We start from the raw sequence: 20,925 nt of genomic DNA on the forward strand, positions 1-20,925 counted from the left end.
GGGCCTTTATCTGGGCTACTTCTCCAGGTGGTGCAGCATGACCTCGGTCACTGCGCCGTGATCGACGCTGGTCGTCATGTAGCTGCAGAACGGTTGGCGGCGTCGATCCGTGGGCGAGCCCGGGTTGAGCAGGCGAAGGCCGGACGGGGCCGTCGTATCCCAGGGAATGTGGCTGTGCCCGAACACCAGCACGTCGGTGTCCGGATAGAGCCGCGACATGCGGGCCTCGCGGCCCGACGCCGCGCCGGTTTCGTGCACGACCGTAAACCGCACGCCCGCCAACGTCACATCCGCGCGCTCGGGCAGTCGCGCCCGCACCGGCGGCCCGTCGTTGTTGCCCCAGCAGCCGACCAGGCGCGCGGCCCTGGATTCCAGCTCGTCGAGCAATTCGAGCGCGATCCAGTCGCCGGCGTGGATAACGACATCGGCCTGCTCGACTTCCTGCCACACCCGGGCCGGCAGATCGCGGGCACGTTTGGGCACATGGGTATCGGCAATCAGCAGCAGCCTCACGAGTTCTATGCTTACCCGCGAGCAGAGGAGAAAGCATGCGTACCTTCGAGTCAGTCGCCGACCTCGCCGCCGCCGCGGGGGAGACCATCGGGCAAAGCGACTGGGTGACCATCACTCAGGAAGACGTCAACCTCTTCGCCGACGCGACCGGTGACCACCAGTGGATCCACGTCGACCCAGAACGCGCGGCCGCCGGACCCTTCGGTAAGACCATCGCCCACGGCTACATGACGCTGTCGCTGCTGCCGCGGATGCAACACGACATGTACACCGTCAAGGGCATCAAGCTCGCAATCAACTACGGCCTGAACAAGGTTCGTTTTCCCGCGCCGGTGCCGGTGGGTTCAAAGGTACGGGCGACCAGTTCGCTGATCTCGGTCGAGGACGTCGGCGGCGGCGCCGTGCAGGCGATCGTGTCCACCACCGTCGAGATCGACGGGTCACCGAAGCCGGCCTGTGTGGCCGAAAGCATCGTTCGCTATATCACGTAATTTCCCGCGCCGAGATTGCCGCCATGGTCGTGCTGAGAGTCGAATCGCAGCCTCACGGCAATCTCGGTGGAATTGGTGCTAGAACTCCGCGATCGCGTGCTCTAGTCGTTCCGCCAGGCGAGCCTCGGCTTCCGCGCGGCGAGTCGGTATATGAGCCGACGGGAAAGGCGTTGTCACAGGCTGGTATTCACGCAGCGTGCGGCGGGCCACGGTCATCTTGTGCAGCTCGGTCGCGCCGTCGGCGATGCCCAGCGACTCGGCGGCCACCAGCATCTTGACGAACGGCATCTCGTCGGAGACCCCGAGAGCACCATGCAGGTGCAGCGCGCGCTGCGCGACGTCGTGCAGCACCTGGGGCATCGCGACCTTCACCGCGGCGATGTCGCGGCGCACCTTCTGGTAGTCGTGATGCTTGTCGATCAGCCACGCGGTGCGCAGCACCAGCAACCGGAACTGCTCGATCTGGATCCAGCTGTCGGCGATCTTCTCCTGGGTCATCTGAAAATCGCTGAGATGGCCATGCCGGGTCTTGCGTGACACGGCGCGCTCGCACATCATGTCAAAAGCCTTGCGGGCCAACGCGATCGTGCGCATCGCGTGGTGGACGCGGCCGCCGCCGAGGCGGGTCTGGGCGATCATGAACGCCGATCCTTCACCGCCGAGCACGTGATCGGCCGGCACCCGGACATCGTTGTAGCGGACGTAGCCGTGCGAGCCGTGTTTCGATTCGCCGCCCACCCCGACGTTGCGGATGATCTCGATTCCCGGCGTCTCGCCCGGAACGATGAACAGTGACATCTTGTCGTAGGTCCGGGCGTCGGGCTTGGTGACGGCCATGACGATGAAGAACGACGCATGTTTGGCGTTGGAGGAGAACCACTTCTCGCCGTTGATCACCCAGTCCCCATTTCCTGAGCCATCTCGGGTTGCGGTTGTCACGAACATCCCCGGATCGGAGCCGCCCTGCGGTTCGGTCATCGAATAACAGGAGGAGATCTCGCCGTCGAGCAGTGGCTGCAGATAACGCGCCTTCTGCTCGTCGGTGCCGAACAGGGCCAGGATTTCGGCATTGCCGGAATCCGGCGCCTGGCAGCCGAACACCGATGGCGCCCAGCGGGAGCGTCCGAGGATTTCGTTGAGCAGCGCGAGCTTGACCTGGCCGAAGCCCTGCCCACCGAGCTCGGGGCCCAGATGTGCCGCCCACAGGCCCTGATCCTTCACCTGCTGCTGCAACGGCCGCAGGATGGCCATCATCTCGGTGTTCTTTTTGTCGTACGGATCAAGGGCGACCAGATCGAGCGGTTCCAGCTCCTCGACCATGAACTTTTCGACCCAGTCCAGCTTTGCCTGGTATTCCGGGTCCGTTTCGAAGTCCCACACCGTGGCCACCCATCCCCCGGTGCACCGTCGCACCGGCATCTCAGATAAAGCCCGCAACGAGCTACCTCATCGTAGATGCGGTCCGTCGTGGCGTGCGTTCAAGGCAGGCCGGTGCTCGCGCTGGCCCAACTCAGTCGACGCTGCCGCGGGTTTCGATGACCCGATCCGCGATGTCGACGAGTTTTGTTTGTTGCTCCTGAGATAGCAGTCGCAGCATGTCGAAGGCGCGTACGTCGTCCACGTCGTAGCGTTCCATGATGATGCCCTTGGCCTGGCCAATGCGATCTCTGGACGACAGTGCTGATTGCAGGTGTTCTCCGTGCCGCTCCGCCAAGATCGCCGCTGCGGCATGCGCGGCCAGCACCGATCCAATGGTTTCCGCTTCGGTATCCCACACCCCCGCCTCGAAGCCGAACAAGTTCAGCGCGCCGGCCGTGCGGTCCGCCGTGTACAGCTTGAATGACAGGCCGCTGAGGACACCGAGCTGCACGGCTGCCGGTGCGTATCGAGGCCACCGGGTCTCGCTACGGAGATCGTCGGCGCGAACAATCGTTTCGTGAAGAGCCGCCTCCGTGCAGGGTCCTTCGCCGAAATCTTGCTGGAGTTTGTCGAGCTGGCCGGCCAGGCCATCGGTGTCGGCAAGGGACTCGAACTCCCCGGCCTTCTTCACCAGCAACACTCCCGCGACGTCGGCTCCCGGTATCAATTCCACCGCTGCCTCGGTGACATCCCGGAGCACCTGGTCGAGGGCGCGCGGGGTGGCAATTGTGCGGGCAAGCTCGGCCATGCGGACGGCCAGCTGATGCCTGGCGTTCGGCTGCGAAGGGTCCATGAGATCGCATTCTGCACGATCTGGCGCGCGGCTTGTACCCGGTGTTGGCCGCACGAAGCCGACGGAAGCGCAATACGTTGCGCCACAGCGCAAATCAGGCCAGAAGCGAAAGCAGCTAGTGCAGCTTGGGCAGGACGTAGTCGCGATAGAAGTTGATCGCGGCGATAGGGTCGCCCTGCGGGAAGTGCAGAAACGGGATGGCGCCGCCGTCGAGAACCCACTGCACGGCGGTGACGTGCGTGGCGGGATCGGTGCCGACGGTCCAGTTGGCCAGCACTTTCTCGATCGGGTTCGCCTCGGCGGCACGCTGAATCTCGACCGGATTGGGTTGGTCGGCGGCACCGGCGGTAAATCGCCACAAGGCAGCCGTGCGGGCGGCCTCCTCGGCATCGCCGACGACCGCGAACAATTCCGCGCGCTTGCCTAACGTCGCGGGATCGCGCCCGGCGGCGTGGGCACCGTCGTTGAGCGCGGCCAGCAGCTTCGGATTGATCAGGTCGCGGGATTGGGTGATCCAGCCGTCGCCGTATTGTCCTGCCAGCCGTGCACTTTTGGGTCCGCTGGCGGCCACGAAGATGGGCGGCGGGTTCGGTGGTATGTCGTAGAGTTTCAGCGAGTTGGTGTGAAAGTAGCGGCCCGCGAACGAGATTCGCTCGCCGGACCAGAGCTGGCGGATTAGTTGGATCGCCTCGACCAGCCGGTCGTGGCGCTCGGGATATTTGCCCCACATGTTGGTGGCGGCCTGCTCGTTGAGCCGCTCGCCGGTCCCGAGGCCCAAGAACACCCGGCCCGGACTCAGGATCGCCAGCGACGCGAAGGCCTGCGCCACCGTTGCCGGGTGGTAGCGGTAGGTCGGGCACGTGACGCCGGTGCCGAAGGAGATGCGGCTGGTGCTGTTGCCCACCAGCGCCAGCGTCAGCCACGGGAACATCGAGTGGCCCTCGTTGTCCTGCCACGGCTGGATATGGTCGCTGGCCCAGACATATTGGAAGCCTGCCTTTTCGGCGGCCTGGGCCTGCAGCACCAGCTGGTCGGTGCGAAATTGCTCGTGCGACAGCGTGATTCCCACGCCCTTGGTCACCGGCGGCGGATTACTGGGAGAACCACGATGTTCGCTCGAGCATCCCGGCGCCAACGCGCCGGCGCCGAGCACCCCCACGCCGGTGGCGATCTGCCCGAATGTCCGACGTGAGAGTCCGGTCATCGCACTAAAGTACCCCTCGGCTGCACCGTCGCACGCGTGCTGTTCGGGGGCGGGACCCGGATCGGAATTGGGGGCAACCGATGGCGAGGATCGATCATCCACACCGCACACCGCTTTACCGCGTGTGCCTGATGTGCGGCGCTGTGCTGCTGTGCTGGCTCGCGTCCACGATCGGGCTGCTGTGGCTTTCGATCGTCGTCTACGCCGTGGGTGCCGTCGCGGCGGTCACGGGTTTCACCATGATGTTCCGGGGTTCGTCGTTCTGACCAGGATTTGCCACTAGCCTGGCGTGATGGCCCCCCAGGCACGTCCGGCGCGCAAAGCCGACCTCCGCGAGTTGTCCGCCACCCTGAGCCGTGCCTTCTTCGACGATCCGGTGATGGCCTGGATATTCCCCAACAGCATGACCCGGACCACGCATCTGATGAGGATGTTCACCGCCATGACCCGCCACCATCATCTGCCCCAGGGCGGCGTCGAGGTGGCCGACAACGGATCCGGCATCGGCGCGGCTGCCCTGTGGGATCCGCCGGGCCACTGGCAGGAATCCCGTCGAGCCCAGTTCGCGATGACGCCGGCCTTCTTGAGGGTGTTCGGGTTGCGGACCGGGATGGCACGCGACATCCAGGAAATGATGAAGCGCGAGCATCCCGAAGAGCCGCACTGGTATCTTGCCGCGATCGGCAGCGACCCGACGGTGCGTGGTCAGGGCTACGGCCAGGCGTTGATGCAATCGCGGCTGGACCGCTGCGATGCCGAGCACTGCCCGGCCTACCTCGAGTCGAGTAAGCCCGAAAACGTGCCGTACTACCTGCGTTTCGGCTTTGAGGTCACCCAGGAAATGCCGCTGCCGGGCGGCGGCCCACCGCTGTGGGCGATGTGGCGCGAACCCCGCTAGAGGTCACGGGTTGCTGCGCCAGCCGGCGATGCCGATGGCGATCATGCGCAACTGCTTGACCGCGATCCGCCGAATGTCTTCGAGCGCCTCCGCGGTCTGGGTATCTTCGATCGCCTCGGCGATGACGATCATCGAGTTGACGAACAGGGTCGCCAGCACATTGAGGTCCTCGGTGCTCCAGGCGTTGAGGCCCGGGAATCGGGCCAGGTCGGTGGCCAGCTCCGAGGTGATCAGCCGGATCTCGGTGCGGATCGCGTAGCGCAGCACGCTGAGCCCGCTGTTGCGCTCGCGGCCGATCAGACGCCAGTGCTCGCGGCGGTCGGCGACGCTGGCGATCAGGATCTCGACGGACGACTCGATCACCCGGTTCGGGTCGAGCTTGCCGGCGCGCGCGTCGCGCAGGGTGTCGCGCAAACTGCGAAACGACTCGTCGATCAGCACCAGCCCGAGCGCCTCCATCGACTCGAAGTGCCGATAGAAGGCCGCGGGCACGATTCCGACCTCGCGGGTGACCTCACGCAGGCTCAGGGCCGAAAAACTGCGGTCCTGCAGCAGCTTGAGTGCGGCGGCGATGATGGCGCGCCGAGTGGCCTCCTTGCGCTCTTCGCGTGAGGGGCTTTCCCGGGAACGCTCGCGGCCCGAACGGTGTGGCCGTGAGCTAGGAGTACGACCGTTCACTGTGTGAACCCTACCACAGAGCTGCGGAAACCCTTGACTAGCTGCGCCCTTAAGTCGCACGGTGTACACATGTTCACTCAAAGAAGTCAGACCTCGCGTCGGAGCTTCGCCAAGACTTTCCGGAACCGGATCCTCGGTTCCGACCTGGTTGACCTGCTTACCGGCCCGCACGGTGTCGACCGCTACACCGAGCTGGTAGACCCAACCTGGACCCAGGGCGAAGCCCGCGCCAAGGTCGTCGATGTGCGCCGCACGACGCCGCGCAGCGTCACGCTCACCCTCGCTCCGAACGAGAGCTTCACCTCCACCTACACCGTCAGGGCTGGTCAGTACGTCAACGTCGCCGTCGAAATCGACGGCCGCCGGCATACCCGCTGCTATTCCCCGGCCAATGTCGAAGGCAGTGAAACCCTCGAGTTGACCGTCGGCCGGCACGGATCCGGTTCCGAGGGCGGTCTCGTCTCGAACTTCCTGTACGAACAGGCCCGCCGCGGGATGGTCGTCGGACTGACCGGTGTCGGCGGCGACTTCGTCCTGCCGGCGCTGGACTCCTCCGCAAGGCCGCGGCGGATTCTCCTGGTCTCCGGCGGTAGTGGCATCACGCCCGTCATGGCGATGCTGCGCACCCTGGTCGCCGAGGGTCACTTGGAAAACCAGGGGGCGGAAATCGCGTTCGTCCACTACGCGCGCACCCCGGCCGAGGCCTGCTACCGCGACGAGCTGGCCGCGATGCCCGGGGTACGGGTGCTGCACGGCTACACGCGATCGGGCGCCGGCGACCTGATCGGCCGCTTCGGGCCGCAGCATCTCGCCGCCGCGATGCCCGCGCCGGACGCGGTATTCGTTTGCGGCCCAACCGCTTTGGTCGATGCCGTCCGCGAGCACTGCGACAACGTGTACACCGAGAGCTTCGTACCGCCGGTGACCACGGCTCCGTCGAACCCGTCGGGTGGCCGAATCACGTTCGCGGACAGCGGCATTGACGTCGTCGATGACGGCCGCTCGCTGCTTGAGCAGGCGGAGTCGGCCGGACTGACGCCGGAGAACGGATGCCGGATGGGCATCTGCCACACCTGCACGCGCCGGAAGGTCTCCGGCACCGTGCGCAGCCTCACCACCGGCGCGGTCTCCACCGGCGCCGACGAAGACATCCAGATCTGCGTATCCGTCCCTGTGGGCGACGTCGATCTATCCCTTTAATCTCGTCAACCCTTGAAGGAGGAGCTATGTCACCCGACAAGATCACCCTTACCCCCGAGCAGGCCGACGCGTTCGGCCGTGAGCTTGACGCCATCCGGGATCGCGTGATGGCAGACCTCGGCGCAGCAGACGCCGACTACATCCGGCGCGTCATCAAGACTCAGCGGGCGCTGGAAGTCGGCGGACGCGCTCTGCTGTTCCTGCCGCCGGCCTGGCTGTTGGGCACCACGATGCTAGGCGTCGCGAAGATCCTGGACAACATGGAGATCGGCCACAACATCATGCACGGCCAGTACGACTGGATGCGCGACCCGAACATCTCCGGGCGCTCGTTCGAGTGGGACACCGCGTGCCCGGCCGACCAGTGGCGGCACTCGCACAACTACATGCACCACACCCACACCAACATCGTGGGGATGGACCGCGACATCGGTTACGGCATCATCCGGATGAGCGAAGACCAGAAATGGACGCCCTACTTCATCGGCAACCCGCTGTACGCGTTCCTGCTGATGGTGCTGTTCCAGTACGGCGTCGCGCTGCACGAGTTGGAGACCGAAAAGATCCGCTCCGGCGAGATCCGGGTCTGGGACAAGAAGGACACCCTGAAGGAGATCTGGAAGAAGACCAAGCGCCAGACCCTCAAGGACTACGTCGCGTTCCCGTTGCTGGCCGGCCCGTTCGCCCCGTTCGTTTTCACCGGCAACATGACGGCCAACCTGATGCGCAACGTGTGGTCGTACATGATCATCTTCTGCGGCCACTTCCCGGACGGCACCCAGGAATTCACGATCGAGGAGACCACGGACGAGTCGCGAGGCCAGTGGTACTTCCGCCAGGTGCTGGGTTCGGCGAACCTGACCGGCGGCAAGATCTTCCACCTGCTGTCCGGCAACCTGTCGCACCAGATCGAGCACCACCTGTTCCCCGACATGCCGGCCCGCCGGTATGCCGACATCGCGTCCGAGGTGCAAGAGATCTGCGAGCGCTACGGGATCCCCTACAACAAGGGCCCGCTGTTGCAGCAGTTCGGCACCGTGGTGCGCAAGATCGTCAAGCTGACCTTCCCGGACCCGGGCAAGGTGACGTCGTTGCTGCCGAAGTTCAAGTCCGACAAGCCGGCCGATCGCGAGCCCGTCGCGGCCTGAGTCCCGCCCCGGTGGGGGACAATGGGCGGCGTGGAGTGGACCGGAGCACGCTACGCGGACAAGCCGACCGTGGAAGTTTCGACGTGGATCGACGCCGATCCAGCCCGGGTCTGGAATCTGGTCTCGGATATCAAGCTGATGCCGACCCTCAGCAACGAGCTGCAGTCCGTGGAGTGGGCCGGCGGCGCCGACCGGCCGAAGGTGGGTGCCCGCTTCGTCGGCCACAACCAGCACGACGCGTTCGGCGAATGGAGTACCACCTCGCACATCGTCGTCTGCGACCAGCAGCGCGAATTCGCTTGGGCGGTCGGCGATGCCGGGCATCCGTCGGCGATCTGGCGGTTCCGGCTGGAACCTCGGGACGGCGGCACTGCCCTGAGCTACTGGATGCAGATGGGACCGGGACGTTCGGGGCTGTCGGCGGCAATCGACTCCATGCCGGACAAAGAGGAAAAGATCGTGTTCGTCCGGCTGCGCGAATTCGAGACCGCGATCAGCAAGACCCTGGCGGCAATCAAGAGGCTGGCCGAACATGGGGTGCGCTGATGCGCACCGCGACCACGGTCGAGTTGTCCGGCGGCAGCGAAGAAACCGGCCAGGTGGTGACGCTGGCCGTCGAAGCCGAAAAGCTGGGGCTCGACGTGTGCTGGGTCGCCGAGGCGTGGGGTGCGGATGCTGCGTCGGCGCTGGGCTACCTCGCGGCGCGCACCGAGACGATGCTGCTTGGCTCCGGCATCCTGCAGGTCGGCACCCGGTCGCCGGTGCTGGTCGCCCAGGCCGCGATCACGCTGTCCAACCTGTCGAACGGGCGTTTCCTGCTGGGGCTGGGTGCTTCCGGGCCCCAGGTGATCGAGGGCCTGCACGGCGTCTCGTTCCGCCGGCCGCTGGCCCGCGTTTCCGAAACCGTCGACATCGTGCGGCAGGTCTTCGCTGGGGGCAAGATCTCCTACTCCGGCAACGAGTTTCAGATCCCCCGCCCCGGTGAGGCGGTCCCGATGCGGGTGGCGAACGCGCCAGCGCACGCCATTCCGATCTACCTGGCCACGCTGTCGCCGGCGATGCTGCGGCTGACCGGACAGATCGCCGACGGCTGGCTGGGCACCAGTTTCGTGCCCGAGGGTGCTGGCGAGGCGTACTTCGCCCACCTCGACGAGGGTCTCGAGAGCGCCGGCCGCACCCGCGCGGACATCGACATCTGTCAGGGCGCCGAGGTCGCGTTCGCGGCCGACGAGGACGAGCTGAGCGGCATGATCGCCAACCGCAAGAAGGAACTCGCGTTCAGCCTCGGCGGCATGGGGTCGTCGAGCACCAACTTCTACAACCAGGCCTACAGCCGGCAGGGCTGGGCCGATGTCGCCGCTGCGGTGCGTGAGCGCTGGCAAGCCGGCGATCGCGACGGCGCCGCAGCGCTGGTGAGCAACGACATGGTGCTGGGCACCACGCTGATCGGCACCGAGCAGATGGTCCGCGCGCGCCTGGCGGTGTGGCGCGATGCCGGCGTCAACACCGTGCGACTCTATCCGGGCGGCGACACGCTGGATGCCAAGCTCACGACGCTGGGTCGCGCGATCGAACTGGTCCGCGACGTGGGCTGACTCGGGTTAAGTGGTGGCGGTCGGTGCGTCGATGGCTTTGACGAGTTGCACCTCGGGCCGCTGCGGCACCCCGTCGGACAGGAACCACCGAAACGCCAGGTTGCCGAGTGGATAGCCGAGCGTCGTCAGTGAATTCGGGTGGGCCAGTATGTCTTTGGACAGCACGATCGTCACGGAGCCGTCGCTGTTGAGCGCGGCGCTGTGGTTGTTGAGCGACGAGCGGGCGCCCTCGTCGCCATAGGTGGCCATGAACTGATTCCACACCACCAGGTTCCAGAACCGGCACGACGGTGGTCGGTGCGTAATGACCAACGCCTCGTCGTCGTCGAGCACGAAACTGCCGTACGCGTAGCAGGCGTCGCGGGCCGACCAGCCGAAGTTAGCATCGGGCACCTGATAGGGGTCGGCGAATTGGTTTGCGGCGTGGGCGGTTTCGTGGCCCAGGCCGTGTTGGTCGTCCACCCGTGTCCCGACGGCCAGCGGCACGATGGCGAACATGGTGCGCATCCAGGCCGCGACCGCGCGCAGCCTGGCCGCCGTCTCGGCGTCGCCGTGCCGGATCGGCTCCGGCTCGTCGAGTGCCTCGATCCGCCATGTCACCGGGCGGCCGGTCGACGGGTCGGCCTGGTAATCGCGGGTCATCAGCACCACCGCGTCGGGTGTCGCCGGGAAATCGAAGGCGAAGTTGCCGTCGGCGTCGATGTCCAGATCGGTGTCGCGGACGATCGCGACGATGCGGTCCGACCACGTGCCCGGTGCTGGTTCGTTGTAGGCGGTCACCGAAAAGTACACGCTGTCACCCTTATTGCCGCTGATGCGATACCGCCGCTTCTCATCGACCGGGCAGATGAAGTAATACGCGTCGGTGTTGTCGCCACCCCAACGGCGATCGCGACGGAATGGGGTGTTCACGGCGACGAACTGCGGACGACCGGGCTCGGGGAACAAGTAGGTGTCGAAAGCGACGCCCAAGGTGGTGGCCAACATGCGATAACCGTCGGCAATGTGGCGGTCGTCGGCCACCGCGCGGTCGCCCTCGAGGAAGGAGCGGTCGAGGTCGCCGATGGTGGCCAGCAGCCCTTTCCACGCGGCCGTCGATTCGTGCGTCATGCGCTGATTCCTTTCAGGAGCAACGTGGTGGTGCGGTCTACCCAGGTGTCATCGAATTCGTCCGGGCGGGTGAGCAGGCCCATCAGCGTGATGCCGGCGATGGCGTCAGTGAGTTCGGAAGCTGTTGCGTCGCTGCGCACTTCGCCGCGAGCTGCGGCGCGCGCGAGTAACTCGCCGAGACCGTCGCCGATGATGCCGGCGAAGCGCTCCAGCAGCGCCGAATGCAGGGTCGGATCGGCCGCCATCTCGCCGACCAGGCCCGGCAAGGCCGCCCGGGCGGCCGGTGTGGTCAGGAAAACCATTGCGCGACGGACCATTTCGCGTAGATCATCGGGCAGCGACCCGGTATCGGGGATCTCGGTGGCGGCGCCGATCGGGAACACCGCCTCGTGCACCAGATGCGCCTTGCTGGGCCAGCGGCGGTAGATCGCGGGCTTGCTGGTGCCGGCGCGTTCCGCGATGGCCGAGACCGACAGCCCCGGATAGCCGGTCTCGGCCAGCAGCTCGACGGTGGCGCGCACCACCGCACCGTCGATGCGCGGGTCACGGGGCCGGCCAAAATCCACTACCATTACGAAACTCAGAGTAACATAAGTCGCCGTGACCGACGCCGTTCGCCTAGACGACCTCGACCTGCCCCGTTTCAGCGCCGAGGGCCAGCAGATCCTCGACATGATGGCCACGATGGCTCCGCAGTGCCCGCTGGAGTCCGACGTGTTGCACGCGCAGGCCAGCGCCGACACCGGCCTGCACGACTTCGGGCCCGACGACTACCGGGAACGCCTTGAGGTCTACCTCGCCGCGGTGCGTGAGATCGACGGGCTGCACGGCGCCGGCATCGTCAACTTCTACGGCCAACTGCTGCAGCTGCTCAAGAACCGTCTCCTGCTGACCGACCTTTTGAAGCGGCATCCCGAGATCAACGACATCGAACTGCGCTCGCCGGTGGTGATCGCCGGGCTGCCCCGCACCGGCACCACGCACCTGCACAACCTGCTGGCCGCGCCGCCCACCTTCCGCACCATGCCGTACTGGGAAAGCAACGAGCCGTTCCCGATGCCGAATGAGGTTGGCGTCGAACCGGATCCGCGCCGCGCGAGGATGGACGTCGCGGTCGGGGTGGTCAACATGGTGATGCCGCATTTCGCACTGATGCATGAGATGACCACCGATCACGTGCACGAAGAGATCCAGCTGCTGGCCAACGACATCTCTACGATGCTGTTCGAGACGCTCGGCGAGGTGCCGCGCTGGCGCGATTACTACCGCACCCATGACCAGACACCCCATTACGAATACCTCGCCACACAACTGCGGGCGATGCAGTTCCTGCGCGGCGGCCGGCGCTGGCTGCTCAAGTCGCCGCAGCATCTCGAGCAGGTGCGGGTGCTGGATCGGGTGTTTCCCGACAGCATCGTCGTGTTCACCCACCGGGATCCGGTGCCGGTGGCGCTCTCGATGATCGCGATGATCACCTACTCCGCACGCATGCACCGCTCACCGGTGCCGGTGGAACAGATCGCCGGCTCCTGGATCGACCGACTCGATGCGATGCTCACCGCGCTCGTGCGCGATCGCGACGCCATCGGTCCGGATCGCTCGATCGACATTCGGTTCGACGAATTCATGGCCGACGAACTCGGTGTCGCCGAGCGGGTCTACGCCCTGGCCGGCGAACCGTTCACCGACGAGGCGCGCAAGCCCATCGCCGACTACCTCGCGGGCCACCAGCGCGGTCGATTGGGCAACGTGCAGACATCGTTCGAAATGTTCGGTCTGCAGGAGAGCGCGCTGCGCGAACGGTTCGCTCCGTATGTCGAGCGGTTCCTGGATTAGCCTCAGTGCGCTAGCTTTTCAAGCATGGTCACCATGCCCGCGTTGGACGCCTCTGTCGCTTTGGAACACCGGTACGTAGAACTCGGCGACGGCGTGACGATCCACGTCGCCGACGCCGGGCCGCCCGGCGGGCCGGCCGTGATGTTGGTGCACGGCTTCCCGGAGAACTGGTGGGAGTGGCATGAGCTGATCGGTCCGCTGGCCGCCGATGGCTATCGGGTGTTGTGTCCGGACCTGCGCGGCGCGGGCTGGAGTTCGGCGCCCCGCTCGCGCTACACCAAGGTCGAGAAAGCCGAGGATCTCGCCGGCGTGCTGGACCATTTGGGTATCGACAAGGTGAAGCTCGTCGCCCACGACTGGGGCGGACCGACCGCGTTCATCATGATGCTGCGCCATCCGGAGAAGGTGACCGGATTCTTCGGCATCAACACCGTTGCGCCCTTTGTGAAGTTGAGTCCGTCGGGGGTGCTCAACCTGTGGCGGCTGTGGTACCAGATTCCGATATCGCTGCCGGTGATCGGTCCCCGGCTGCTCAGGGATCCCAACTCGCGGTTTATGCGGATGTTGGGTCCCTGGGTCGGTGGCGGGTTCTCGATTCCCGAGGAGAGCGCCGGTTTGTACCTCGAGTGCATGCGCGAGCCCGGCCACGCGGAGGCGGGCTCACGGTGGTACCGCAGTTATCAGACCGGAGAAATGTTGCGTTGGGTGCGCGGCCAGTACGCGGATGCACGCGTCGACGTACCCGTGCGCTGGCTGACCGGTACGCAGGATCCGGTGATTACGGCCGACCTGACCGACGGATACGAGGACCACATAAGCGATTTCGAGGTGGAGCTGGTCGATGATGCCGGCCACTGGATCATCGCGCAACGGCCCGACTTGGTGCTCGACCGGGTGCGCGCGTTCTTGAAACTGTGAGCTACTCGACGCCGATCGTGACTTCGGTCGACTTGATGAATACCGTCGCGGGCTGACCGACCTTGAGGCCGAGGTCGAGCGCCGCGTCCTTGGTGACCGAGGAGGTGACGACTTGATCGCCACCGTCGAGTTTGACCTTCACCACCGCCATCACCGTTCCGAGTTCAACCTCGGTGATGGTGCCCTTGAGCTGGTTTCGAGTGGATAGCCGCATGCGACGAGGTTAGCCGCTAGTGGCGAGGGCCCAGCAGCGCGACGCAGGCATCGACGGCCGGTTCGACGATCTCGCGCACGGCCTGGCCGTCTTCGACGGCGAGCGCGGTCAATTCGCGCAGCCCGCCCAGCAAGATCACGGCCAGCGGCGCGGTCAGTGGCGGCAGTTCGGCGCGCTGGAACCCGGGGCTGGCGCTGAGGTCGATCAACAAGTCGGACAACAGCTGTAGGCCGCGGCGCTGGACCGGTCGACCGACGGGTCCCAGCGAGGGGAGCTCACGAATCCAACTCAACGTAATCGCCGGCCGCGCTTCGATATAGGCGACATAGGCCTCGACGGCCTGACGGATCTGGTCGTGCCAGTCGGTCTCCGGATCGACCGAGTCGGCGATGCTCTCGCCGAGCTTTTCGATATCGGCGGCCAACAGCTCGAGGAAACACTCTTCCTTGCTGGCGAATTGGCCGTAGAAGGTGCGCTTGGACGTGCGTGCGTGGCGCACCACGTCGGCGACGGTGCTGGCGCGATAGCCGCGTTCGCCGATGGAAGTGGCCAGACCGTCGAGCAGCCGGAGCCGGAAAGGATCCTGAACAACCGCGACCTCAACCGCGTCTGTCACCGTCGTCGCGGATGGCATGGTCGTCGGCCCTTTCGGTGTTCACTCCCTTGTCAGGTTCGGTACCACAGAGTACCGTACACGGATAGATCTGTGGTACACCGCGGTACCAACCCTGGACCGGGGCTGATGTTGGGAGACGTAGCGCCATGAGCGAAGTAGTCACCGCCGCACCGCCGGGCTCCGCAGTCAGACTGCCGCCGGCAGTCCGGGCGCCAAAGCTGTTGCAAGGCTTGGGCTTCGCGATGTCACGACGAACGATGATGCAACGACTGTCACGCCGCTACGGCAGTGTGGTCACGCTGAAGCTCCCGATGTGGGGGCGCGTGATCGCGGTCAGCGACCCGCAGCTGGCCAAGCAGATATTCACCACCAGCCCAGACGAACTCGGCAACATCCAGCCCAATTTGAGCAGATTCTTCGGCTCCGGCTCGGTGTTCGGACTCGAGGGCGACGACCACCGCCGCCGTCGGCGGTTGCTCGCGCCGCCCTTCCACGGCAAGAGCATGAAGAATTACGAGAGCATCATCGAAGAAGAGACACTGCGCGAGTCCGCCGAGTGGCCGCAGGGCCAGGTGTTCGCGACGCTGTCGCCGATGATGCGAATCACGCTCAACGCCATCCTGCGCGCGGTTTTCGGAGCCGATGGCGCCGAACTCGACGAACTACGACGGCTCATTCCGCCGTGGGTCACGCTCGGCTCGCGCCTGGCCGCACTGCCGAAGCCCAAGCGCGACTACGGCCGGTTCAGCCCATGGCACCGGCTGGACGAATGGCGCCGCCAGTACGACAACGTGATCGAGAAACTGATCGCGGCGGAGCGGGCCGACCCGAACTTCGCGGATCGGTCCGATGTGCTCGCGTTGCTGTTGCGCAGCAGCTACGAAGACGGTTCGACCATGTCGCACAAGGAGATTGGCGACGAGCTCCTGGCCCTATTGGCAGCGGGACACGAGACCACCGCGTCGACGCTGGCGTGGGCATTCGAGCGGATCAGCCGGCACCCTGCGCTGCTGGCGCAACTCGTCGAGGAGGCCGACGGCGACGGCAACGAGCTGCGGCAGGCCACGATCCTGGAGGTTCAGCGGGCAAGGACGGTGATCGACTTCGCCGGCCGTCACGTCTACCCGCAGACGTATCAACTGGGCGAGTGGGCGATTCCCGGCGGCTACTCGATCATCGTCGGCATCGCGCAGATACACGACAATCCGGACGTATTCCCCGATCCCGGACGCTTCGACCCGCAGCGGTTCATCGGAAACAAGCCGTCGGCGCTGTCCTGGATTCCGTTCGGTGGCGGCACCCGCCGCTGTGTCGGGGCCGCCTTCGCCAACATGGAGATGGACGTGGTACTTCGAACGGTATTGCGCCACTTCACCATTGAGACCACCGATGCACCCGGCGAGCGCTGGCACTCCCGCGGAGTCGCGTTCATCCCGAAGGACGGCGGCCGGGTTGTGCTGCGGCGGCGCTAGGCGGACGCGCGCCGCGGCAGCTTCCAGCCCGGCCGGATGTAGTGGCAGGTGTATCCGCTGGGGTAGCGCTCCAGGTAGTCCTGGTGTTCGGGCTCGGCCTCCCAGAAGTCGCCGGCGGGACTGACCTCGGTCACGACCTTGCCGGGCCAGAGCCCCGAGGCCTCGACATCGGCGATGGTGTCCGTCGCAATCTGCTTCTGCTCGTCGTCGACGTAGAAGATCGCCGACCGGTAGCTGGTGCCGCGATCGTTACCCTGACGATTTTTCGTTGTCGGATCGTGGATTTGGAAGAAGAACTCCAGCAGCGTGCGGTAGTCGGTGGCGGTCGGGTCGTAGACGATCTCGATGGCCTCGGCGTGCAAGCCGTGGTTGCGGTACGTGGCGTTGGGTACATTCGGGTCGCCGGTGTAGCCGACGCGGGTCGAAACCACGCCGGGCTGTTTGCGGATCAGGTCCTGCATGCCCCAGAAGCAGCCGCCGGCGAGAATCGCCTTTTGCGTGTCGGTCATGTCATTGCCTCATTTCGTTCGGGCCCAATGGCCGCAATCTCCCTCCGATTATCCTGATGTTCTTGACCTCGTACACCCGCGAGGCGAAGCCCTCGACAAACCACGGTAGAACGTGTTCTAGTTTTCGCGTGAACAGCCCGCAATTCTCCCGGAGCGAACTCGTCGACGCCTTCGCCGCATTCGAAGCGACCGTCGATGCGGCCGCGCAATCGCATGACTGGGACGCCTGGGTTCAGCACTACACACCCGATGTCCTGTACATCGAACACGCGGCGGGCACGATGCGCGGGCGCGACGAGGTCCGGGAATGGATCAGCCGGACCATGGGCAGCTTTCCGGGCAGCCACATGGTGGCGTTCCCCTCGCTGTGGCATGTCATCGACGAGCCCACCGGCCGCGTCATCATGGAGCTCGACAACCCGATGCGCGATCCGGGCGACGGCACCGTCATCGGGGAGACCAACATTTCGATCATCACCTACGCCGGTGACGGCCTGTGGCGGCAGCAGGAAGACATCTACAACCCGCTGCGCTTCGTGCAGGCCACGCTGAAGTGGTGCCGCAAGGCGGCCGAACTCGGCACCCTCGACGAAGCGGGGGCGCAATTCGTGGCGCAGTACGGAGGCGCGCAGTGAGCGCCAAACCGAAACTTGTCATCGGCGCCAACGGTTTTCTCGGCTCGCATGTGACCCGCCAACTCGTCGGCGACGGTGCGCAGGTGCGGGTGATGGTGCGCGAAGGCGCGAACACCCGCTCTATCGACGACCTCGACGTCACCCGCTTTCACGGCGACGTCTTCGACACCGCCACGCTGCGCGAGGCGATGGACGGTGTCGAGGACGTCTACTACTGCGTCGTCGACACCCGCGCGTGGCTGCGCGACCCGGCGCCGCTGTTTCGCACCAACGTCGACGGGCTGCGCAACGTGCTCGATGTCGCGAAGGACGCCAACCTGCGCCGGTTCATCTTTACCAGTACCTACGCGACCGTCGGCCGACGGCACGGTCACGTGGCGACCGAAGACGACGTGATCGCCTCGCGCGGGCTGACTCCCTACGTGCAATCCCGGGTCCAGGCCGAAAACCTGGTGATGCGCTACGTCGCGGACGCGGGGTTGCCCGCCGTCGCGATGTGCGTGTCCACCACCTACGGCGACGGCGACTGGGGCGGGACCCCGCATGGCGCCTTCATCGCGGGCGCGGTCTTCGGCAAACTGCCCTTCCTGATGAACGGCATTGAGCTCGAAGTCGTCGGCGTCGACGACGCCGCCCGGGCCATGATCCTGGCCGCCGAGCACGGTCGCATCGGGGAGCGCTACCTGGTTTCGGAGAAGATGATGGCGCTCAACGATTCGATCCGGATCGCCGCCGACGAGGCCGGCGTCCCGCCGCCGCAGCGGGCGATCTCGGTCCCGATGCTCTACGCACTCGCGGCGGCCGGCACCGTGAAAGCCAAGCTCACCGGCACCGACGCCCAACTCAGCCTCGCGTCGGTGCGGATGATGCGCGCCGAAGCGCCGGTGGACAGCAGCAAGGCGCGCCGCGAGCTGGGCTGGCAGCCGCGCCCGGTCGAGGAATCGATTCGCGAGGCCGCCCGGTTCTGGGCCGCGATGCGCACCCCCCGGACGGCCACTCAACCCGAATAGGCTCGGTCGAATGGACCGGATTCGCGTCGATCTCAGCGGGCCCCCGCAGACGATGTTGGCGACGCTGTACGCCAAGGCGCTGGACGCCGACGCGCCCAACTCGATCCTGAGCGATCACTACGCCAAGACCGCCGTGGACCGCATCGAATATGACTGGGCCGCAACGACTATCGACGCGCGCCGCGCTCCGTCGGTCGCGGTTCGTACCGCGCACTTCGACAATTGGGCCCGCCAGTTTCTGGCCGTGCACGACGAAGCAGTCGTGCTGCACGTGGGCTGCGGCCTGGACTCCCGGGTGTACCGGCTCGATCCGGGCCCGGGTGTGCGGTGGTATGACATCGACTACCCCGACGTGATCAGCCTGCGCGAACGTGTCTACCCGCAGCGGGCCAACTGCCGGATGCTGGCGGCCTCGGTCACCGAGCCGGCGTGGCTAACGGAGATACTGCCCGACCGTCCGGTGCTGTTCCTCGGCGAAGGCCTGACCATGTATCTGACCAAAGACGACGGGCTGGCGCTGCTGCGCCGCGTCGTCGACCGGTTCGCGTCGGGTGAGTTGCAGTTCGACGCGTTCAACACGTTCGGCATTCGTACCCAGTGGATCAATGCGGTGGTCCGGCGCTCCGGCTCGAAGCTGCACTGGGGCATCGACGGGCCCGGCGACATCGTCGACGCGGTTCCCGGGGTGCGCGTGCTGGCCTGGGAATCGGTCTTCGATAGCGATACGTTCGACCTGGTTTCACCGTATGTGCGCTGGATAGCCAAGGCGATGGCGGCGGTTCCGGCGTTGCGCTACATGTCGCAGTACCACCGCTACGCCTTCGGGCCGGTCGATGCGGGGAAGTCTTGACCGTCTGCCGGTGTTGCACCGATACGTCTGAGGAGGAACAGCATGGCCCACAAAGAAATCTTGGAACCCAACGCGGGGCACCCGATCACCATCAGCCCGACGAAGGGGCGCGTCCAGGTCCGCGTCAACGGCGAAGTCGTCGCGGACACCACCTCGGCCCTCGAATTGCGGGAAGCGACCATCCCTGGGGTGCAATACATTCCGCTGTCCGACGTGGCCCAGGACAGGTTGACTCGCACCGAAACCGTCAGCTACTGCCCGTTCAAGGGCGACGCCAGCTACTACGCCGTCACGACTACGGCGGGTGACACCGTCGAGGATGCGATCTGGACCTACGAGCAGCCGTACCCCGCGGTAGCCGAGATCGCCGGGCACGTCGCGTTTTACCCCAACAAGGCCGAGATCAGCGTCACCGCCGAATAGGTCACCCGCCCAGCAGCTTGGCGTAGGCCCGGGTGTCGCTGTACTCGCGCATCGAGATGATCAGCCCGTCACTGGTCTCGAAGATGCACACGAACGGGGTGTCGTACTGCTCGCCGTTGGAATTGGTGCCGGTGGCATACGCCTCCACGACGACCGTTTCTCCTTCGTTGATGCAGCGAAGCAAATCGATGGTGAGCTCGACGGACTGCTTGCGCCGGTCGGTCACGCGGCGCAGGGCTTCCTTGTCGTAGGTCTCCCGGGTAAACAGGCTCCAATAGCTGAAGTCGTCGCTGAGCAACGCGAAACCCTCGTCGAGGTCGCCGCCTTCGCTCAGACTCTGGAGGAACATCCAGGCCAGCTCGGCATTGGGAGCATCGAACGGCGTCATCACATCGCAATAGTGTCTTGGCAGGTAGTGGGCGGTCAATCAGAGTGGAAATCCGGAGTCGTCGGTGACGAGCACGCGAACGGTGACGTTTCCCGGGGCGGTCAGCTTCGGGCCCACCCTGGCGCCGCTTCGCCGCGGTCCCCGCGACCCCTGTTTTCGCCTCCCGGGCGACGGCACCATCTGGCGCACCAGCCTGCTCCCCAGTGGGCCGGTCACCGCGCGTATCGGCCGCGCGGCCGCCGACGCGGCGCGCTGCGAGGCCTGGGGTGCCGGCGCCGAAGAATTTCTCGAGCGGCTACCCGCACTGCTGGGTGCCGACGACGACGCCTCGGACTTCACGCCGGCACACCCGACGGTCGCCGCGGCGCACGCACGCGTCCCGCACCTGCGCCTGGGCCGTACCGGGCAGGTGCTGGAAGCGCTGATCCCGGCGATCATCGAGCAGCGGGTGCCGGGCGCCGACGCGTTCTCCTCGTGGCGGAAGCTGGTGTCCAAGTACGGCACGGCGGCACCCGGGCCGGCGCCGACCGGCATGCGCGTGCCGCCGTCGGCCGAGGTCTGGCGGACCATCCCGTCTTGGGAATTCCATCGTGCCAACGTCGATCCGCGCCGCGCCGGGACCGTCGTGACGTGTGCGCGCCGGGCGGCCTCGCTGGAACGGCTGGGGTCACGGCCGGCGGCGCAGGTGCGCGAAGCGCTGACGTCACTGCCGGGAGTCGGGGAGTGGACGGCCGCCGAGACCGCGCAACGGGCATTCGGCGATGCCGATGCCGTCTCGGTCGGCGATTACCACATCCCGAAGATGATCGGCTGGACGTTGCTGGGCCACCCGGTCGACGACGAGGGCATGCTCGAGCTGCTGGAGCCGATGCGGCCACACCGGCACCGGGTGGTCTGCGTGCTCTATGCCAGCGGTCTGGCCTACGAGCCGCGGCGTGGCGCGCGCCTGCCGGTCCAGCAAATCCACGCGCTCTGACCAGCCGGTGTTTTCGGGCCGGGTCATCG

26 protein-coding genes are annotated in these 20,925 nt (G+C 66.0%); 15 read left to right on the forward strand and 11 right to left on the reverse strand.

Annotation, left to right across the window (positions count from 1 at the left end):
* Positions 1-15: 15 nt before the first annotated feature.
* On the reverse strand, positions 16-513 hold the full coding sequence (locus ACAG21_RS11165; protein ID WP_370496112.1) for a metallophosphoesterase: 498 nt from the start codon (positions 511-513) through the stop codon (positions 16-18).
* Between the two features lie 35 nt (positions 514-548).
* Between ACAG21_RS11165 and ACAG21_RS11170 the strand changes: the two genes are divergently transcribed.
* Complete coding sequence (locus tag ACAG21_RS11170; RefSeq protein WP_370496113.1) at positions 549-1,004, forward strand: MaoC family dehydratase; 456 nt, start codon at positions 549-551, stop codon at positions 1,002-1,004.
* 78 nt (positions 1,005-1,082) lie between these two features.
* Here ACAG21_RS11170 and ACAG21_RS11175 read toward each other — a convergent pair whose 3' ends face one another.
* The 3 genes from ACAG21_RS11175 to ACAG21_RS11185 all read right to left on the reverse strand — a co-directional run bounded on the left by ACAG21_RS11175 (position 1,083) and on the right by ACAG21_RS11185 (position 4,420).
* The gene (locus ACAG21_RS11175; protein WP_370496314.1) at positions 1,083-2,384 is read right to left on the reverse strand and encodes an acyl-CoA dehydrogenase family protein; all 1,302 of its coding nucleotides are present in this window, start codon (positions 2,382-2,384) and stop codon (positions 1,083-1,085) included.
* Positions 2,385-2,514: 130 nt separating this feature from the next.
* Positions 2,515-3,216 (reverse strand): GAF and ANTAR domain-containing protein, encoded by a 702-nt coding sequence (locus ACAG21_RS11180; RefSeq protein WP_370496114.1) that lies wholly within the window; start codon positions 3,214-3,216, stop codon positions 2,515-2,517.
* 115 nt (positions 3,217-3,331) lie between these two features.
* Positions 3,332-4,420, reverse strand: a complete 1,089-nt coding sequence (locus tag ACAG21_RS11185; protein WP_370496115.1) for a F420-dependent hydroxymycolic acid dehydrogenase — start codon at positions 4,418-4,420, stop codon at positions 3,332-3,334.
* Positions 4,421-4,500: 80 nt separating this feature from the next.
* On the opposite strand from ACAG21_RS11185, the gene ACAG21_RS11190 reads away from it, so the two are divergent.
* On the forward strand, positions 4,501-4,686 hold the full coding sequence (locus ACAG21_RS11190) for a hypothetical protein (protein ID WP_370496116.1): 186 nt from the start codon (positions 4,501-4,503) through the stop codon (positions 4,684-4,686).
* A gap of 26 nt (positions 4,687-4,712) precedes the next feature.
* Positions 4,713-5,318: a GNAT family N-acetyltransferase gene (locus ACAG21_RS11195; protein WP_370496118.1), complete on the forward strand. Its 606-nt coding sequence runs from the start codon at positions 4,713-4,715 to the stop codon at positions 5,316-5,318.
* 3 nt (positions 5,319-5,321) lie between these two features.
* Here the strand turns inward: ACAG21_RS11195 and ACAG21_RS11200 are convergent, their stop codons facing one another.
* The gene (locus tag ACAG21_RS11200; protein ID WP_370496119.1) at positions 5,322-5,996 is read right to left on the reverse strand and encodes a TetR family transcriptional regulator; all 675 of its coding nucleotides are present in this window, start codon (positions 5,994-5,996) and stop codon (positions 5,322-5,324) included.
* A gap of 69 nt (positions 5,997-6,065) precedes the next feature.
* Here ACAG21_RS11200 and ACAG21_RS11205 point away from each other — a divergent pair, with 69 nt between their 5' ends.
* Genes ACAG21_RS11205 through ACAG21_RS11220 form a run of 4 tightly spaced genes read left to right on the forward strand, consistent with a single transcriptional unit; the run spans position 6,066 to position 9,939 of the window.
* Positions 6,066-7,196 carry a ferredoxin reductase gene (locus tag ACAG21_RS11205; protein WP_370496120.1) on the forward strand — a complete coding sequence of 377 codons (1,131 nt, stop codon included), beginning with the start codon at positions 6,066-6,068 and terminating at the stop codon, positions 7,194-7,196.
* A gap of 26 nt (positions 7,197-7,222) precedes the next feature.
* Positions 7,223-8,344 (forward strand): fatty acid desaturase, encoded by a 1,122-nt coding sequence (locus ACAG21_RS11210; protein WP_370496121.1) that lies wholly within the window; start codon positions 7,223-7,225, stop codon positions 8,342-8,344.
* 21 nt (positions 8,345-8,365) lie between these two features.
* Positions 8,366-8,890, forward strand: a complete 525-nt coding sequence (locus ACAG21_RS11215; protein ID WP_370496122.1) for an SRPBCC family protein — start codon at positions 8,366-8,368, stop codon at positions 8,888-8,890.
* Positions 8,890-9,939 carry an LLM class flavin-dependent oxidoreductase gene (locus tag ACAG21_RS11220; protein WP_370496123.1) on the forward strand — a complete coding sequence of 350 codons (1,050 nt, stop codon included), beginning with the start codon at positions 8,890-8,892 and terminating at the stop codon, positions 9,937-9,939. Before ACAG21_RS11215 ends, ACAG21_RS11220 begins: the two co-directional genes overlap by 1 nt.
* A gap of 6 nt (positions 9,940-9,945) precedes the next feature.
* Here ACAG21_RS11220 and ACAG21_RS11225 read toward each other — a convergent pair whose 3' ends face one another.
* Together ACAG21_RS11225 and ACAG21_RS11230 are read right to left on the reverse strand one after the other, a co-directional pair.
* The gene (locus ACAG21_RS11225; RefSeq protein WP_370496125.1) at positions 9,946-11,049 is read right to left on the reverse strand and encodes a DUF1214 domain-containing protein; all 1,104 of its coding nucleotides are present in this window, start codon (positions 11,047-11,049) and stop codon (positions 9,946-9,948) included.
* The gene (locus ACAG21_RS11230) at positions 11,046-11,621 is read right to left on the reverse strand and encodes a TetR/AcrR family transcriptional regulator (protein ID WP_370496126.1); all 576 of its coding nucleotides are present in this window, start codon (positions 11,619-11,621) and stop codon (positions 11,046-11,048) included. The genes ACAG21_RS11225 and ACAG21_RS11230 overlap by 4 nt, the downstream gene beginning before the upstream one ends.
* A gap of 28 nt (positions 11,622-11,649) precedes the next feature.
* Here ACAG21_RS11230 and ACAG21_RS11235 point away from each other — a divergent pair, with 28 nt between their 5' ends.
* Entirely contained in the window at positions 11,650-12,885 is a 1,236-nt protein-coding gene (locus tag ACAG21_RS11235; protein ID WP_370496127.1) for a sulfotransferase, read from the forward strand.
* Between the two features lie 24 nt (positions 12,886-12,909).
* Complete coding sequence (locus ACAG21_RS11240; protein WP_370496128.1) at positions 12,910-13,803, forward strand: alpha/beta fold hydrolase; 894 nt, start codon at positions 12,910-12,912, stop codon at positions 13,801-13,803.
* A 1-nt stretch (position 13,804) separates the two neighbouring features.
* Here ACAG21_RS11240 and ACAG21_RS11245 read toward each other — a convergent pair whose 3' ends face one another.
* Together ACAG21_RS11245 and ACAG21_RS11250 are read right to left on the reverse strand one after the other, a co-directional pair.
* On the reverse strand, positions 13,805-14,017 hold the full coding sequence (locus tag ACAG21_RS11245) for a molybdopterin-binding protein (protein ID WP_370496130.1): 213 nt from the start codon (positions 14,015-14,017) through the stop codon (positions 13,805-13,807).
* 16 nt (positions 14,018-14,033) lie between these two features.
* A complete protein-coding gene (locus ACAG21_RS11250) occupies positions 14,034-14,651 on the reverse strand; it encodes a TetR/AcrR family transcriptional regulator (RefSeq protein ID WP_370496131.1) in 618 nt (205 codons plus the stop codon).
* Between the two features lie 128 nt (positions 14,652-14,779).
* On the opposite strand from ACAG21_RS11250, the gene ACAG21_RS11255 reads away from it, so the two are divergent.
* Complete coding sequence (locus ACAG21_RS11255; protein WP_370496133.1) at positions 14,780-16,105, forward strand: cytochrome P450; 1,326 nt, start codon at positions 14,780-14,782, stop codon at positions 16,103-16,105.
* On the opposite strand, the gene msrA is transcribed toward ACAG21_RS11255, so the two are convergent.
* Positions 16,102-16,614, reverse strand: a complete 513-nt coding sequence (gene msrA, locus ACAG21_RS11260; RefSeq protein ID WP_370496135.1) for a peptide-methionine (S)-S-oxide reductase MsrA — start codon at positions 16,612-16,614, stop codon at positions 16,102-16,104. The two genes, ACAG21_RS11255 and msrA, sit on opposite strands and share 4 nt — an antisense overlap.
* A 128-nt stretch (positions 16,615-16,742) precedes the next feature.
* Here msrA and ACAG21_RS11265 point away from each other — a divergent pair, with 128 nt between their 5' ends.
* The 4 genes from ACAG21_RS11265 to ACAG21_RS11280 are packed head-to-tail and all read left to right on the forward strand — an operon-like array spanning position 16,743 to position 19,532.
* Positions 16,743-17,249 (forward strand): nuclear transport factor 2 family protein, encoded by a 507-nt coding sequence (locus ACAG21_RS11265; RefSeq protein WP_370496136.1) that lies wholly within the window; start codon positions 16,743-16,745, stop codon positions 17,247-17,249.
* Positions 17,246-18,259 (forward strand): NAD-dependent epimerase/dehydratase family protein, encoded by a 1,014-nt coding sequence (locus ACAG21_RS11270; RefSeq protein ID WP_370496137.1) that lies wholly within the window; start codon positions 17,246-17,248, stop codon positions 18,257-18,259. The genes ACAG21_RS11265 and ACAG21_RS11270 overlap by 4 nt, the downstream gene beginning before the upstream one ends.
* Positions 18,260-18,269: 10 nt before the next feature.
* Positions 18,270-19,109: a class I SAM-dependent methyltransferase gene (locus tag ACAG21_RS11275; RefSeq protein ID WP_370496138.1), complete on the forward strand. Its 840-nt coding sequence runs from the start codon at positions 18,270-18,272 to the stop codon at positions 19,107-19,109.
* Positions 19,110-19,151: 42 nt separating this feature from the next.
* Positions 19,152-19,532 carry a DUF427 domain-containing protein gene (locus tag ACAG21_RS11280; RefSeq protein WP_370496139.1) on the forward strand — a complete coding sequence of 127 codons (381 nt, stop codon included), beginning with the start codon at positions 19,152-19,154 and terminating at the stop codon, positions 19,530-19,532.
* Between the two features lies 1 nt (position 19,533).
* Here ACAG21_RS11280 and ACAG21_RS11285 read toward each other — a convergent pair whose 3' ends face one another.
* On the reverse strand, positions 19,534-19,920 hold the full coding sequence (locus ACAG21_RS11285; RefSeq protein ID WP_370496140.1) for a nuclear transport factor 2 family protein: 387 nt from the start codon (positions 19,918-19,920) through the stop codon (positions 19,534-19,536).
* A gap of 64 nt (positions 19,921-19,984) precedes the next feature.
* On the opposite strand from ACAG21_RS11285, the gene ACAG21_RS11290 reads away from it, so the two are divergent.
* On the forward strand, positions 19,985-20,896 hold the full coding sequence (locus ACAG21_RS11290; RefSeq protein WP_370496141.1) for a DNA-3-methyladenine glycosylase: 912 nt from the start codon (positions 19,985-19,987) through the stop codon (positions 20,894-20,896).
* The last annotated feature ends 29 nt before the right edge of the window (positions 20,897-20,925 follow it).

The organism is Mycobacterium sp. pR1184, assembly GCF_041287235.1.
Taxonomy (GTDB): domain Bacteria; phylum Actinomycetota; class Actinomycetes; order Mycobacteriales; family Mycobacteriaceae; genus Mycobacterium.

Bases quoted from the DNA above. Each gene is read 5' to 3' on its own strand.
- ACAG21_RS11255 (WP_370496133.1), top strand. From the start codon at position 14,780: ATGAGCGAAGTAGTCACCGCCGCACCGCCGGGCTCCGCAGTCAGACTG.
- ACAG21_RS11240 (WP_370496128.1), top strand. From the start codon at position 12,910: ATGGTCACCATGCCCGCGTTGGACGCCTCTGTCGCTTTGGAACACCGG.
- ACAG21_RS11225 (WP_370496125.1), bottom strand. From the start codon at position 11,049: ATGACGCACGAATCGACGGCCGCGTGGAAAGGGCTGCTGGCCACCATC.
- ACAG21_RS11215 (WP_370496122.1), top strand. From the start codon at position 8,366: ATGGGCGGCGTGGAGTGGACCGGAGCACGCTACGCGGACAAGCCGACC.
- ACAG21_RS11185 (WP_370496115.1), bottom strand. From the start codon at position 4,420: ATGACCGGACTCTCACGTCGGACATTCGGGCAGATCGCCACCGGCGTG.
- ACAG21_RS11275 (WP_370496138.1), top strand. From the start codon at position 18,270: ATGGACCGGATTCGCGTCGATCTCAGCGGGCCCCCGCAGACGATGTTG.
- ACAG21_RS11220 (WP_370496123.1), top strand. From the start codon at position 8,890: ATGCGCACCGCGACCACGGTCGAGTTGTCCGGCGGCAGCGAAGAAACC.
- ACAG21_RS11230 (WP_370496126.1), bottom strand. From the start codon at position 11,621: ATGGTAGTGGATTTTGGCCGGCCCCGTGACCCGCGCATCGACGGTGCG.
- ACAG21_RS11250 (WP_370496131.1), bottom strand. From the start codon at position 14,651: ATGCCATCCGCGACGACGGTGACAGACGCGGTTGAGGTCGCGGTTGTT.
- msrA (WP_370496135.1), bottom strand. From the start codon at position 16,614: ATGACCGACACGCAAAAGGCGATTCTCGCCGGCGGCTGCTTCTGGGGC.
- ACAG21_RS11205 (WP_370496120.1), top strand. From the start codon at position 6,066: ATGTTCACTCAAAGAAGTCAGACCTCGCGTCGGAGCTTCGCCAAGACT.
- ACAG21_RS11180 (WP_370496114.1), bottom strand. From the start codon at position 3,216: ATGGACCCTTCGCAGCCGAACGCCAGGCATCAGCTGGCCGTCCGCATG.
- ACAG21_RS11170 (WP_370496113.1), top strand. From the start codon at position 549: ATGCGTACCTTCGAGTCAGTCGCCGACCTCGCCGCCGCCGCGGGGGAG.
- ACAG21_RS11195 (WP_370496118.1), top strand. From the start codon at position 4,713: ATGGCCCCCCAGGCACGTCCGGCGCGCAAAGCCGACCTCCGCGAGTTG.
- ACAG21_RS11280 (WP_370496139.1), top strand. From the start codon at position 19,152: ATGGCCCACAAAGAAATCTTGGAACCCAACGCGGGGCACCCGATCACC.
- ACAG21_RS11285 (WP_370496140.1), bottom strand. From the start codon at position 19,920: ATGACGCCGTTCGATGCTCCCAATGCCGAGCTGGCCTGGATGTTCCTC.
- ACAG21_RS11190 (WP_370496116.1), top strand. From the start codon at position 4,501: ATGGCGAGGATCGATCATCCACACCGCACACCGCTTTACCGCGTGTGC.
- ACAG21_RS11210 (WP_370496121.1), top strand. From the start codon at position 7,223: ATGTCACCCGACAAGATCACCCTTACCCCCGAGCAGGCCGACGCGTTC.
- ACAG21_RS11245 (WP_370496130.1), bottom strand. From the start codon at position 14,017: ATGCGGCTATCCACTCGAAACCAGCTCAAGGGCACCATCACCGAGGTT.